The sequence below is a fragment of the Saccharopolyspora sp. genome (assembly GCF_017434145.1).
GTDB lineage: Bacteria > Actinomycetota > Actinomycetes > Mycobacteriales > Pseudonocardiaceae > Saccharopolyspora_C > Saccharopolyspora_C galaxeae.
Map to the genome: position 1 here is coordinate 1 of NZ_JAFRFW010000665.1, position 13,056 is coordinate 13,056.

Consider the following 13,056-nt stretch of genomic DNA (forward strand, 5'->3'; position numbering starts at 1 on the left):
CCCGCGCTGGCGGCCGCGCACGTCGGTGTGGCGATGGGCCGCGCCGGGTCGGACCTGACGCTGCGGACCGCGGACGCGGTGGTGGTCCGCGACGAACTCGCGGCGGTGCCGAAGGTCGCCGGACTGGCACGGCGTGCTCGGCGGCTGGTGCGGCAGAACCTGGTCGTCGCCGGTTCGTTCATCGCCGTGCTGGTGGTGTGGGATCTCGTCGGCGAGTTGCCGTTGCCGCTGGGCGTGGCCGGGCACGAGGGTTCCACGGTGCTGGTCGGGCTCAACGGGTTGCGGCTGCTGCGCGCCGCGGCGTGGCGGTGAGCTTCTTGCCCGCGGCGTCCTTTGCGACCATGATCGGATGGGATCGACCGTGGCCGTGGCGGTGCACGACGGGTACTTCGGGTGCGGGACCGGCGCGGGCGCGGCCAACCGCGCGTTCTTGAGCGTGCTGGCCGAGGTGCTGCCACCGCAGGTGCGCTTGGTTGTGCTGCCGGTCCGGCTGGACCCGGCAGGTGCCGAGTACCACGCGGAGTGGCACGCCGAGACCCGGGCGATGCTGCGCCGGGCCGAGGTTCATCCGGTCGGGAACGGCACCTGCGGCGCTGATCGATTCGGGACTCTGCCGGATTTCCGCCACCTTGCCGGGGAAACCTCGCGTGTTCTGCGGGAACGCGTTGTGCGGCAAGGGGATTCCATGCTGTGCGTCGCTTTCGACGTGCCGTTCCTGGGATTGGCGGAGGCGGTACCGCCCGAGGTCCGGCTGGTGCTCGTGCCGCGTTCCACCGGCCTGCTGCACCAACCGCACGACACCGAACGGGTGCAGTGGGAACGCCGATGCCTGCGGGCCGCGGCGCGTCGCGGCGCGCGGATCGGCTGGATCTCCCGGTTCATGGCCGAGCATCTGCGCCGGGATCACGGAGTTCCGGACTCGGCGCTGGTGCCGCTGCCGGACGGGCTGCTCGACTCCGAGCGGCCACCGGTGGCGGACGTTCCCGTTGCGGCGCAACGAGGTTTCGTGCTCGCTTTCGGCAGGGCCGAGCCGTACAAGGGATTCGGCGACTTCATCGAGGCGCTGCGGCTGCTGGGTGCCGATGCCCTGCCGCACGTCGTGCTGGCCGCCGTCAGCGAAACCCCTGGGCGAACCGCCTACCAGCGGGAACTCGCCGCGGCGCTGCACGGGCTCCCGGTGACTTTCCTGGCCGACTTCGACCCGGCGGTGCGGGGAATGCTCGGTCATCCCGCGTTGCGCGCGGTGGTGGTGCCGTCCCGCAGCGAACCGTTCGGCCGCGTCCCGCTGGAGGCGTACGCGGCGGGTGCCGCACCGGTCGTGGCGACGCGGACCGGCGGGTTGACCGAGCAGGTCACCGACGGGGTCACCGGATTCCTCGCCGAACCCGGCGACCCCGCGGAACTGGCCCGAGCGCTGCGAAGGGCGTTGCGCTGCACGCCGGAACAACGCGCGATGATCCGGCGGCGGGCGACCGACGTGCTGGCGCGGCACGACTACCGGGAGTCGATCATCCGATTCCTGCGCGCGAACGGCTACCGTGTGCCCATGCTGGCGAGGAGCACAGGTTGAACGACGGGCTGGTGCGCACGATCGGGACGCAAGCCGCGCGCTGGCGAACCGTTGCGCCGCAACGGAATGTGCTCGTCGTCGTGCACAACGTCACGGCGATGACGCGGCTGCTGGACGTGCTCGCGCTGTTCGAAGGCGACTTCCGGGTCCAGCTCAGCTACACGTGGAACGGTTCGGATCCGTTCCCGGACGGACTGCACCGCATGCTCGCCGACCGCGGAATCCCGCTCGTGCCGTGGAATCAGGCGCTGCTGACCCGGTTCGACCTGGCGATCGCCGCCAACCTGGGCGGGCTGGTGGAGGTCGAGGCACCGATTCTCTCGATACCGCACGGAATTCGCTACACTAAAGTTTTGCCGCGGAGACCGGAGACCGGAGACCGGAGACCGGAGACCGGAGACCAGAGACGGGCGGCGGGCGTTCGGCCTCGACCCGCAGTGGGTGCTCTACGAAGGACGTCCCATCGCCTCGGCGCTGGTGCTTTCCCATGAGCAGCAACGAATCCAGCTCGCCGAGGCGGTCCCGGAGGCAGCCGACAGCGCTGTGGTCGCGGGCGATGCCTGCTACGACCGGTTGCGCGCGAGCCTGCCGTGGCGCCCGGCCTACCGGCGCGCGCTCGGTGCGGACGGGCGCACCCTGCTGGTGGTCAGTTCGACCTGGTGGACCGAGTCGGTGCTGGGGCGCGCTCCGCAGCTGTTCGCCGAGCTGCTCGCCGAGTTCCCGGCCGACGAGTTCCGGATCGCCGCGATCCTGCACCCGAACATCTGGTACGGGCACGGCAGCAGCGAGGTCCGCAGGATGCTGGCGCCGCACGAGCGTTCCGGACTGGTCGTGGTGCCGCCGGAATTCGGTTGGCGCGCGGCGCTGATCGCCGCGGACTACGTGCTCGGCGACCACGGCTCGGTGACCACTTACGGCGCAGCGCTGGGACAACCGACGCTGCTGGCCGCCTTCCCGGAGTCCGAGGTCGCACCGGGGTCCGTAGTGGACATGGTCGGGCGAACCGCCCCTCGCTTGTCCGGCGGCGAGCCGGTTCGGCCCAGACTGGACGATGCGGCCAGGACGGCCGGGAAGTTCGGCGCCATCAACGAACTCGTGACGTCCTGCCCGGACGAGGCGGCCGATCGGCTGCGCCGGTTGTGCTACGAGATGCTGCGGCTTCCCGAACCCGCGACCGAACCGCCGGTGCCGCCGGACGACCTCACCGGGCTGCCCGCGCGACCGTGGAGCTGGCGCCCGACGGCGGCCTACGCGCAAGCCGAGGTGCTTGCGGACGGTTCGCTGCGCGTGCGGCGGTTCGCGGCGGAAATGCTGCGCGCCGGGGAGTCTCCCGCGGACAGTCACTTGGTGGTCACCGCGAACCATCCCGGCCGGCGGCTGCGCGGAATCGCCGACGTGGTGGTGCTCACCGAGGACTGGCCGGATGTCGAGCAGTGCCTCGCCGAAGCGCTGGCCGGGCGGCCCGGTGCGCGCGTCGCTGCGGCGGTGGCCGGCGACTCGTGCCTGGTCAGGACCAGCACGGGCGAGACGGTGCGGATCACCGCTGCACGGCCGGGCTCGTGCGACCCGGCGTGCTTCGCCTCCGCTGTGCACGGATGGCTCGCAGCGGGCAACCGCCTCGGCGAGCTCGCTCAGCAGACCGCGGTCAACGGCGCGCCCGTGACCGTGTCCTATGTGGTCGCCGACCGGTACCGCAACGGCACTTGATCGGTCCGATGATCAAGCAGGTAGGTGGTGCGGCGGTCGCCGTCCAGAGCAGTGCCGCGTTCGAGAGCGAGGGCGTTGCCGACCTACTGTCGCAGGCAAGTCGGAGCTGTCCTGTACGGTCGATTTGTGCTGCCGCCCGCCACCAGGGCGGATGCGGTGCGGGCGGACGGGGAGAGAGGCCACGAGCATGATCGTTGTCACCGGCGCCACCGGTGGGCTGGGCAGCGCCACCGTCGAGAACCTCCTCGAGCGCGTGCCCGCCGACCACATCGGCGTAAGCGTCCGCGACGTCGCCAAGGCGCAGCACTTCGCCGATCGCGGCGTCCGCGTGCGGCAGGGCTCCTACGAAGATCCGGCCGCGCTGCGCAACTCGTTCGCCGGTGCCGAGCAGGTGCTCCTGGTATCGGGCAACGATCCGGCGGCCGACGTGGTCGGCCTGCACCGCAACGCCATCGAGGCCGCCGTCGCGGCCGGTGCCCGGCGGATCCTATACACGAGCCAGCAGGCCGCGGTGCCCGGCAACCCGTATCTGCCGTCCGAATTGCACATCGCCACCGAGTCGATCCTCGCGACGTCTCCGGTCGCTTGGACCGCACTGCGCAACGGCGCCTACGGCCCCCTCGACCAGGTACTCGGCCCGTGGCAGCAGACCGGTGAGATCGCCCGACCGCAAGACGGTCCCGTCCCGTACACCGACCGCGCGGACGTGGCCGAGGCCACCGCGGTCGTCCTCGCCGGCGACCGCGCCTTCGACGGCCCGATCACGCTCACCGCGCCAAGGGCCGTCACCTTCGACGATCTCGCGGCGATCGCCTCCGACCTGACCGGGCGCACCATCGAGCGCACCGTCCTGGACGACGAACAGTGGGTCGCCGAGGAGATCACGAACGGCGTGCCGGAACAGGCGGCCCGCCTCATGCTCACCTGGTACCAGGCCGGCCGCGACGGCTACTTCGCAGCGGCCGATCCGCTGATGACCGAGCTCCTCGGTCGCGAGCCCAGCAGCGCCACCGACCGGCTCGCGGCCGACATCGCCGCCTGAAGCTCTAAGAAGTTCTTTCAGAATGATTTGCGTAGCGGTGCCGGTAGCGGAACCTCAGCGGCTCCGCCGCTGACAAGACAAGACCGAAAATCATACTGAAACGACTCCTAAGACCGCGGCGGACCGTCCTGATCGGCGCGGTCCCACAGCGCTTGCGCGCGCTGCTGTCCGAGCACGGTCGCGACTTCAGCGGCTTCCCGCGCGCACGTGCTCGCCGCTTCCCGATCGCCGAGCCGTTCGTGGATCTCGCCGAGCAGCTCCAGCGCATCGACCCGCCAATCGGGAATCCGCAGCCGCACGAAGGAATCCAGCGCGAGCCGAGCCTGCTCCAACGCGGCCGCGGGCTCCGCCGTGCGCAGCTGCGCCTGTGCCAGCGGCAGCAGCACCTTGGCCACGTTCCCGGGCTCACCGAGGTCTTCGAAGACCTCGGCGGCGTCCCGCAACAACTCCTGCGCCTCCGCGAACCGGCCGAGCCGCACCAGGACCCGGCCCGCGTGCATCCCGTGGAGCGCAAGCGGGCGCCGCCGGCGCTGCGCCGCGAACCGCTCCGACACGATCGCCTTGGAGCGGTCGAAGCATTCCAGCGCGGCGTCGAGCGAACCCGTCCGTTCCAGCACGAACCCGGCCCACTCGGTGGCGCTCTGCTCGCCCCACGCATCTCCGTGCGCCACCGCGAGCGCACGCGCCCGCTCGAACTGCTCCGCGGCGGCGGAATCCTCGTGCACCGCGAACAACGCGGCGCCGTACTGCCAGCGCATCCGAGCTTGCGCCGCCGGGTCGGCGATCTCCTCCGCGGCGGAAACGCCGAGTTCGTGGCTGTCCAGCCAATCCCCGTACAGCGCGCGGTCCGAGTAGTACGGGTGCAGGCTTTCGCACAGCTGCCACACCTGTTCCCACATCGCGAGGTCGGCGGCGGTGCGCACCGCGGCGAGCAGGTTCGGCCGTTCCTCGGCGAGGTCCCGCAGCGCCTCCCCGCGCGCGTCCGGTCCACTGTGGGCAGTGGGCACCGCGGCGTAACGCTGCTCGCTGATCCGGCGCCGCCCGGACAGCACCTTGTCCCGCCCGATCGCGAATTCGTGGTAGTCCACGACCATCCTGGTCAGCGCCGCGGCGAGCTCGCCCGCGTCGCCCGCTTCGCGGCCGCGGTCGGCGACGTACAGCCGGGTGAGCGCGTGGAACCGGTAGCGCCCGCCCGTCCTGCTCAGCAGCCGCAGGCGCTGCAGGTCATCCAGCAGTTCGGTGGTCTCGAACTCCGGCAGGTCGAGCATCGCGGCGGCCGTGCGCGCCGAGAACGTGGCACCGGGATGCGCCCCCAGCAGCCGGAAAGCGCGTTCTTGCGCGGCGGACAACTCCTCGTGCACCGCTTTGAACGCGACCTCGGAGAGCTCGGCCCCGTCGTCGAACCGCAGCCGCGGCAGCAGCCCGCGGGACAGGATTCCGTCCACATAGGAGGCGAGCGGTACCCGCCCGGCGAGCTTGCCGCGCAGCAGATCCAGCGCCAGCGGGTGCCCACCGCAGGCGTTGGCCACCTTGCGCAGCGCCGCGCGGTCGTCGTCCGAAACCGGTTCGCCGAGATCGCGCCCGGCCAGCGCCTCCGCGTGCTCCGAGCCGAACGGTTCGACCGGCACCGAGACCGCGTCCAGCCCGAGGGTTTTGCGCGTGGTCACCAGGACGCAGCTGCGTTCCGACGCGGGCATGACCTCGGTGACCTGCGCGGTGCTGGCCGCGTCGTCGAGCACCACCAGCATCCTGCGGCCGCTGGTCAGGTTGCGGAAGACCGCCTGGCGATCGGCCGTCCGCACCGGAGTCATCGCGGGCGGAACACCCAGCTGGGCCAGGAACCCGCCGAGCAACTCGTCGGCACCGGCAGGGCCGCCCGGAGCGGAAGCCGCCAGGTCGGCGAACAGCGCTCCGTCCGGGAACAGGTGCTTGTTCGACCGGCCCCAGTGCACCGCCAGCGTCGTCTTGCCGACCCCCTGCATCCCGGGCAGCAGCGCAAGCAGCTGGGTTCCGGCGGCCTCGGCCGCGCGCAGGAGCTCGTCGAGCTTGCCGGACTCGTGCTCGCGGTCGAGGAATCCGGTGGGTTTCGCGGGCAGCGTGTCCGGTATCGCCGGGCCCGCGTGCTCGGACGACCCGAAGATGATCCGCTCGGCGTTGATCACGCCCGCCTGCACGAAATTTCCGTGCACCTGCGAGTTGTTGGAGTTGTGCCAGGCAGGATCGCCCATCGCCGCCCCCGGGAGGTCGTTGATCTTCTCCGGGTGCGACCTTACCGCGGGCGAAACGCGCACGGTGATCGATCGATCACCCGCGTTTGCCGCTGTCGCGAGTGGATACTCCGGGGCCGGTGCACCGGCACGGGCACCGCAGCTGCCGGGCGGGCGGCAACCGACCAGGAGCAGGAGGAATCCGGCGAATGAGCGCTGCGCAGCAGCCCGGTGAACCGCGGGACGACGCGAGCCCGGACGAGCACGACGGTTCGTCCGGCCCGGAAACCGATCGGGATCGGCGAACAGCTGACTCGAGTTCGGCGGGCTCGAACTCGGCGAGCCGAGATGCGTCGGACAACACGGCGGACGAGAACGCAGCGGACCCGGGCGCAGCCGACGAAGACGCCGCCGACCAGGACACCGCGGCTCCGGACACCGCGAACCAGGGCGAAGCGAGCCGAGACCGGACGGCCCCGGACGAAGCGCAGCGGGAGCAGGACGAGACGGCCGGAGGCTCGGCCGGCACCGATCGCGACGAGATCGACCACCGCAGCAGCGAGGAGTCGCAGCGAGAAGCATCGGAAACCGGCGAGCCGGACCGCACGCTGGGCCTGGTCGCCGACCCGGACATGCCGGAACGGGTGGCCCGCTACCTCGCCGAGGAACTGCCGGAGCTGCTGGGCGACACGCACACCTGGCGCGTCGAGGTCGATGTGGACCCGGTGACCGCCGGCCGCCGCAACACCCGGGACATCCTGCGCTCCACCCGGGAGCGGATGGACCAGCACGACTGGGACTACGCGATCTGCCTGACCGACCTGCCGGTGCGGGCGAACCGCAGACCGGTCGTGGCGGACGCGAGCATCGACGAGCGCGTGGGCGTGGTCTCGCTGCCCACGCTCGGCGGCACCCAGCCGTACCGCCGGTCCCGGCAGGTCGTGCTGCAGCTGATGGACGAGCTCAACTGCGACGACGACGGCGGGGAGAACCGGCACGGGCTGGACAGCAAGCTCACCGAGCTGGTCGCCCCGATCCACCGGGAAAGCCGGGACCAGGACGGCGAGGTCGACGTGCGCTACTCCGCCACGCGAACGCGCGGGCGGGCGCGGCTGCTCAGCGGGATGGTGCGCACCAACCAGCCATGGCGGCTGGTCTTCGGGCTGCGCAGCGCGCTCGCCGCGGCGTTGGCGACCAGCGCGTTCGGGCTCTCGTCCAGCACCATCTGGCAGATCGGCGACCTGCTCGGCACGACCCGGCAGGTGATCGCCTCGCTGGCTTCGATCGCGGTGCTGGTGTTCTGGCTGATCACCGCGCACGGGCTCTGGGAGCGGCGGCAGCGCAACAGCGAGCGCGACCGCGAGCAGGTGCTGCTCTACAACACCTCCACCGTGCTCACGCTGACGATCGGGGTCAGCACGATGTACGCCGGGCTGTTCGCGGTCAACCTGCTCGTGGCGCTGTTCCTGGTGCCGACGAATCTGTTGACCAGCACGCTCGGGCACGCGGAGTTCAGCGTCTACGTGTCGCTGGCCTGGGGATTCACCACCATGGGCGTGGTCGCCGGTGCGCTCGGGTCGAGCCTGGAATCCGATCAGGCGGTGCGGCAGGCCGCTTACGGCTATCGCGAGGAGCAGCGCCGCGGAGAACGCAGGCGGGAAGGCTGAGAGTACTCCGCTCGGAAAACGACCGCGATCGACCGGTTGACGCGTTTCCTGCTGCACGCTCAATATTTGCATTGAGTTCAGACGGATCACCGCGATCAGCCGATCTTGCACCGGACTTGGGCGGTGACCTGCACGGATGCGATTCGTCCCAATTAGCCGGAAGCCGAACACGTCACAACATAGTTGCGTGTCGCAACCTTTCGGTTAGCCTCGTCGGCAACGAATGTGAAAGGCATACGGAAAGGTGCACTCGTGACCGTTCACGAGCAATGGGACATCGTCTCCAGCGTCGGCTTCACCGCGCTGGCCGTCGCCGAAGGCCGCGCGATCGAATCCCGCCAGGAGAACCGCCTGATCAACGATCCCTACGCCGCCGACCTGGCCGCGGCCGCGGATGCGCCGCAGTTCAAAGGACCCGAAGCGGCCGAGATCCTGCAGCAGTTCGCGGGCGGCTACCTCGGCGTGCGGACCCGCTACTTCGACGAGTTCTTCCTGCGCGCCGCCGCGAGCGGGGCCCGCCAGGCCGTCATCCTCGCCTCCGGCCTGGACACCCGCGCGCACCGGCTGAACTGGCCGGACGGGATGCGCGTGTTCGAGATCGACCAGCAGAAGGTCATCGACTTCAAGGTCGACACCCTGCGGCAGCTCGGCGCGCAGCCCACCGCCGAATGGCACCCGATCCCGGTCGACCTGCGCGACGACTGGGCGACCGCGCTCAAGGACGCCGGTTTCGACACCGGCGTTCCCACCGCGTGGCTCGCCGAAGGGCTGCTGCCCTACCTGCCCGCGGCGGCCGAAGCGCAACTGCTGCAGACCGTGACCCAGTTCTCCGCGCCGGGCAGCCGTGTCTCCATCGAGCACTTCGCGGGCAACATCGCCGCGGCGCTGCAAAACGAGCAGCTCATCGAGATGGCCAAGGAATGGGGCATGGACCTGCCCTCGCTGTTCAGCGGCGAAGAGCGGCCGGACGCCGATGACGAGCTGCGCAAGCTCGGCTGGACCGTGCGCCACGACCCGGCGCTGGAAGTCGCCGCGAGCTACGGCCGCACCTTCAGCGAGTTCGAGGAGCAGATGCAGGCCGGTCAGTTCCTCACCGCGCACCTGGACGGCTGAACCCGGTCACCGGATCCGACGCGCGATCGCCCCTGTTCTCGGCGGGAACAGGGGCGATCGGCGGCGGTTCGCCGCAGCGGTGCGCTCAGCGCAAACCGGCGGTGCTACCGCACGGCTCAGATTTCGGTGCTACCGCACGGCGCAAATTTCGGTGCTACCGCACCACGAGAACCGGGCAACGGGCGTGGTGCACGAGCTTCAACGCCACCGAGCCCACCATCATGCCGGTGAACGCACCGTGCCCCTTGTTGCCCAGCACCATCATGTCCGCCTGCGGCGACAACCCCACCAGCTCGTCCACCACGTGCCCGCGGATCAGCCGCTCGCGGATGTCGACGGACGGGAACTCCGCGCGCACCGCCTCGGCCACCTTGTCGAGCTGCTGCCGGGCGCGCTGCTCCAGCTCGGAATCCGAGGTGGGCAGCCGGTAGCCGAACTGCACCGGCTGGTGCCACACCGAAACGGCGTGCACCAGACCTCCCACCTTCTGCACGTACTCCGCGGCCCAGCGCAGCGCCCGCTGCGACTCGTCGGACCCATCAATGCCTGCGACAACGGTCTGCGGCATGTCGCTCCTTCCGATCGCGGCCGAAAGTAGATCTTATGGGCGAAATCGGACGGAGGCCACCAGCACACGCCGTTACTGCGGACCGACCGACTTCACCTTCACCTCGGCGTGCCCCTGTTCGTCGGTCGCGGCCAGGTCGACTTCGGCGCTGATGCCCCAGTCGTGATCGCCTTCCGGGTCGGCGAAGATCTGCCGCACCAGCCAGCGCCCGGCCTCCTCGCTGATCATGAGCAGCGCGGGGCCCCGCGCGTCGGCGTCGATGCCGATCTCGTCGTACTCCGCGAAGTAGCCCTCCAGCGCCTCGTCCCAGGCCTGCGCGCCGAACTCCGGATCCAGCTCGCCGAGCTGATCGGTCCAGCGCCGCGCGGCCAGCTCCACGCGGCGGAACATCGCGTTGCGCACCTGCACCCGCAGCGCCCGCTTGTTCTGCGAGAGCTTCGCGGGCCCCTGCTCGGCCGGCGCCTCCGCGGTGACCTCGGCACCGGGATTGCGCAGCCTCTCCCACTCGTCGAGCAGGCTGGAGTCGACCTGCCGCACCAACTCGCCGAGCCATTCGATGATGTCGGTGAGCTCTTCGGTCTTGGCGTCATCGGGCACCGTGTGCCGCAGCGCCTTGTAGACGTCGGCGAGGTAGCGCAGCACCAGCCCTTCCGAGCGGGCCAGCCCGTAGTGGTTGACGAACTCCACGAAGTTCATCGCGCGCTCGTACATGTCCCGGGCCACCGACTTGGGCGACAGCTCGTGCTCGGCGACCCACGGGTGGCCCTTGCGGTAGGTCTCGTAGGCGGCTTCGAGGACGTCTTCGAGCGGCTTCGGGTAGGTGATGTCCTCGAGCAGTTCCATCCGCTCGTCGTATTCGATCCCGTCGGCCTTCATCCGCGCCACGGCCTCACCGCGGGCCTTGAACTGCTGCGCCGAGAGCACCTGCCGCGGATCGTCCAACGTGGACTCGATGATGGACAGCACGTCCAGCGCGTACGTCGGCGAGTCGGTCGCCAGCAGCTCGATCGCGGCCAGCGCGAACGGGGACAACGGCTGGTTGAGCGCGAAGTCGAACTGCAGGTCCACCGTCACCCGCACCCGGCGGCCCTGCTCGTCGGGCTCGGCCAGCTCCTCGACGACCCCGGCGGCCAGCAGCGCCCGGTAGATCGCGATGGCGCGCAGGATGTGCCTGCGCTGCGCCGGGCGGTCCTCGTGGTTGTCGGTGAGCAGGTGCTTCATCGCGGCGAACGCGTCGCCGGGGCGGTTGATCACGTTCAGCAGCATCGAGTGGCTGACCCCGAAGCTGGACACCAGCGGTTCCGGCTCGGCTTCGACGAGCTTGTCGAAGGTCTTCTCGCTCCAGGACACGAAACCCTCGGGCGCCTTCTTGCGCACCACCTTGCGCCGCTTCTTCGGGTCGTCGCCCGCTTTGGCCAGCGCCTTGGCGTTCTCGATCTCGTGCTCGGGAGCCTGCACCACGACGTAACCCGCGGTGTCGTAGCCCGCCCGGCCCGCGCGCCCGGCGATCTGGTGGAACTCGCGGGCCTTGAGGTGCCGGGTTCGGGTCCCGTCGAACTTGGTCAGCCCGGTCAGCAGCACCGTGCGGATCGGCACGTTGATGCCGACGCCGAGCGTGTCGGTGCCGCAGATGACCTTCAGCAGGCCCGCCTGCGCCAGCTGCTCCACCAGCCGCCGGTACTTCGGCAGCATCCCCGCGTGGTGCATGCCGATGCCGTGGCGCACCAGCCGGGACAGCGTCGTGCCGAACCCGGCGGTGAACCGGAAGCCGCCGATCATCTCCGCGATCCGGTCCCGCTGCTCGCGGCTGGCGACGTTGACGCTCATCAGGCCTTGCGCCTGCTCCAGCGCGGAGGCCTGGTTGAAGTACACGATGTAGACAGGTGCCTGGTTGCCGCCGAGCAGCTCCTCGATCGTCTCGTGCAGCGGCGTCATCGCGTAGCGGAACGTCAGCGGGATCGGGCGTTCGGCGGAGCTGACCACCGCGGTCTCCCGGCCGGTGCGGCGGGTGAGGTCCCGCTCGAACCGGGTGACGTCGCCGAGCGTGGCCGACATCAGCACGAACTGGGCCTGCGGGAGCTCCAGCAGCGGCACCTGCCACGCCCAGCCGCGTTCCGGCTCCGCGTAGAAGTGGAACTCGTCCATCACCACCTGGCGCACGTCGGCGCGTTCGCCGTCCCGCAGCGCGATGTTCGCCAGGATCTCCGCGGTGCAGCAGATGATCGGCGCGTCCGCGTTGACGCTGCTGTCGCCGGTCATCATGCCGACGTTGTCCGGGCCGAAGACGTCGACGAGCGCGAAGAACTTCTCCGAGACCAGTGCCTTGATCGGCGCGGTGTAGAAGCTGCGCGCGCCCGCGGCCAGCGCGGTGAAGTGCGCTCCGGTGGCGACCAGGCTCTTGCCGGACCCGGTCGGGGTGCTGAGGATGACGTTCGCGCCGGTGACCACCTCCATCAGCGCCTCTTCCTGCGCCGGGTACAGCTCGATGCCGTGCCCGGAAGTCCAGGTGGTGAACGCCTCGAGCAGGCCGTCGGGGTCAGGGGCGCCGGGCAGGTGGTCCGTCAGATTCATGGCCCCCGAATCGTCCCCGCCCGCCTTCGGCGCACCGCAGCCGGGGTCGCGCGCGCAACGGCCGGCGCGGTTTCTCACCCGATCGGGTAGCCAGTCACTGTTCGGGGGTGGATCGCCGCGGCGCGGAACGCGGAGACTCGGGGCATGCCGGAACGACAGGTGCGGTTCATCGGCGGGCCGCTGGACGGGCGCGAGCAGGAGCTGCGCGAATCGGAGGCGGTGCACGGGCGCCTGCTCCGGCACATCCACCTGCACGAGGGGCCGAAGATCGTCACCCGGTACCGGCTGCACTACAGCAACGACGCGGGCTGGGAGTACCACACCGAGCATTGAGCCGGGGTCCGATCCGGGGCCAGCGGATCCGAGTCCGAGGAATCCGGGGCCGAGAGATCCGGGGCGGAGGGGTCCGGGTCCGAGCGCTCCGGGGCGCGAGCGCCGGTCTCCGGGGATTGCGATCGAGATCCACCCGGTTCAGCGATGCGAACGTGCGTTCGCATCCGGATGATGAAGTCATGGACCTGATGACGACGCCGCGCGAGACCGGAATCCCGGCGGCGGGATCCCCGGCGACCGGCTCCCTGGTGACCGGCTCCCCGGCGACCGGAGCCCCG

At 70.5% G+C, this 13,056-nt stretch carries 10 protein-coding genes and 1 pseudogene; 8 read left to right on the forward strand and 3 right to left on the reverse strand.

Annotation, left to right across the window (positions count from 1 at the left end):
* The 5 genes and pseudogenes from IJH84_RS18205 to IJH84_RS18225 all read left to right on the forward strand — a co-directional run.
* A pseudogene (locus IJH84_RS18205) lies at positions 1-312 on the forward strand (heavy metal translocating P-type ATPase); the annotation flags it as partial.
* A gap of 37 nt (positions 313-349) precedes the next feature.
* Positions 350-1,570 (forward strand): glycosyltransferase family 4 protein, encoded by a 1,221-nt coding sequence (locus tag IJH84_RS18210; protein WP_295146605.1) that lies wholly within the window; start codon positions 350-352, stop codon positions 1,568-1,570.
* Positions 1,567-2,061 (forward strand): hypothetical protein, encoded by a 495-nt coding sequence (locus tag IJH84_RS18215; RefSeq protein ID WP_295146607.1) that lies wholly within the window; start codon positions 1,567-1,569, stop codon positions 2,059-2,061. The genes IJH84_RS18210 and IJH84_RS18215 overlap by 4 nt, the downstream gene beginning before the upstream one ends.
* Entirely contained in the window at positions 2,012-3,277 is a 1,266-nt protein-coding gene (locus tag IJH84_RS18220) for a hypothetical protein (protein ID WP_295146609.1), read from the forward strand. Before IJH84_RS18215 ends, IJH84_RS18220 begins: the two co-directional genes overlap by 50 nt.
* 187 nt (positions 3,278-3,464) lie before the next feature.
* Entirely contained in the window at positions 3,465-4,319 is an 855-nt protein-coding gene (locus IJH84_RS18225; RefSeq protein WP_295146611.1) for an NAD(P)H-binding protein, read from the forward strand.
* A 107-nt stretch (positions 4,320-4,426) separates the two neighbouring features.
* Here IJH84_RS18225 and IJH84_RS18230 read toward each other — a convergent pair whose 3' ends face one another.
* Positions 4,427-6,547 (reverse strand): tetratricopeptide repeat protein, encoded by a 2,121-nt coding sequence (locus IJH84_RS18230; RefSeq protein ID WP_295146613.1) that lies wholly within the window; start codon positions 6,545-6,547, stop codon positions 4,427-4,429.
* A gap of 188 nt (positions 6,548-6,735) precedes the next feature.
* On the opposite strand from IJH84_RS18230, the gene IJH84_RS18235 reads away from it, so the two are divergent.
* Positions 6,736-8,193, forward strand: coding sequence for a 5,10-methylene-tetrahydrofolate dehydrogenase (locus IJH84_RS18235; RefSeq protein WP_295146616.1), 1,458 nt, complete (start codon positions 6,736-6,738; stop codon positions 8,191-8,193).
* A 252-nt stretch (positions 8,194-8,445) separates the two neighbouring features.
* Positions 8,446-9,306: an SAM-dependent methyltransferase gene (locus tag IJH84_RS18240; protein WP_200071910.1), complete on the forward strand. Its 861-nt coding sequence runs from the start codon at positions 8,446-8,448 to the stop codon at positions 9,304-9,306.
* A 154-nt stretch (positions 9,307-9,460) separates the two neighbouring features.
* On the opposite strand, the gene IJH84_RS18245 is transcribed toward IJH84_RS18240, so the two are convergent.
* Complete coding sequence (locus tag IJH84_RS18245; RefSeq protein WP_200071909.1) at positions 9,461-9,874, reverse strand: universal stress protein; 414 nt, start codon at positions 9,872-9,874, stop codon at positions 9,461-9,463.
* 72 nt (positions 9,875-9,946) lie between these two features.
* The gene (locus IJH84_RS18250) at positions 9,947-12,445 is read right to left on the reverse strand and encodes an RNA helicase (RefSeq protein ID WP_295146622.1); all 2,499 of its coding nucleotides are present in this window, start codon (positions 12,443-12,445) and stop codon (positions 9,947-9,949) included.
* Positions 12,446-12,589: 144 nt separating this feature from the next.
* On the opposite strand from IJH84_RS18250, the gene IJH84_RS18255 reads away from it, so the two are divergent.
* Positions 12,590-12,778, forward strand: a complete 189-nt coding sequence (locus IJH84_RS18255; protein ID WP_200071907.1) for a hypothetical protein — start codon at positions 12,590-12,592, stop codon at positions 12,776-12,778.
* Positions 12,779-13,056 lie beyond the last annotated feature (278 nt).

What these genes read in the sequence shown, in the direction of transcription:
- IJH84_RS18255 (WP_200071907.1), top strand. Translation starts at nt 12,590, where the DNA reads ATGCCGGAACGACAGGTGCGGTTCATCGGCGGGCCGCTGGACGGGCGC.
- IJH84_RS18250 (WP_295146622.1), bottom strand. Translation starts at nt 12,445, where the DNA reads ATGAATCTGACGGACCACCTGCCCGGCGCCCCTGACCCCGACGGCCTG.
- IJH84_RS18245 (WP_200071909.1), bottom strand. Translation starts at nt 9,874, where the DNA reads ATGCCGCAGACCGTTGTCGCAGGCATTGATGGGTCCGACGAGTCGCAG.
- IJH84_RS18230 (WP_295146613.1), bottom strand. Translation starts at nt 6,547, where the DNA reads ATGGGCGATCCTGCCTGGCACAACTCCAACAACTCGCAGGTGCACGGA.
- IJH84_RS18210 (WP_295146605.1), top strand. Translation starts at nt 350, where the DNA reads ATGGGATCGACCGTGGCCGTGGCGGTGCACGACGGGTACTTCGGGTGC.
- IJH84_RS18225 (WP_295146611.1), top strand. Translation starts at nt 3,465, where the DNA reads ATGATCGTTGTCACCGGCGCCACCGGTGGGCTGGGCAGCGCCACCGTC.
- IJH84_RS18235 (WP_295146616.1), top strand. Translation starts at nt 6,736, where the DNA reads ATGAGCGCTGCGCAGCAGCCCGGTGAACCGCGGGACGACGCGAGCCCG.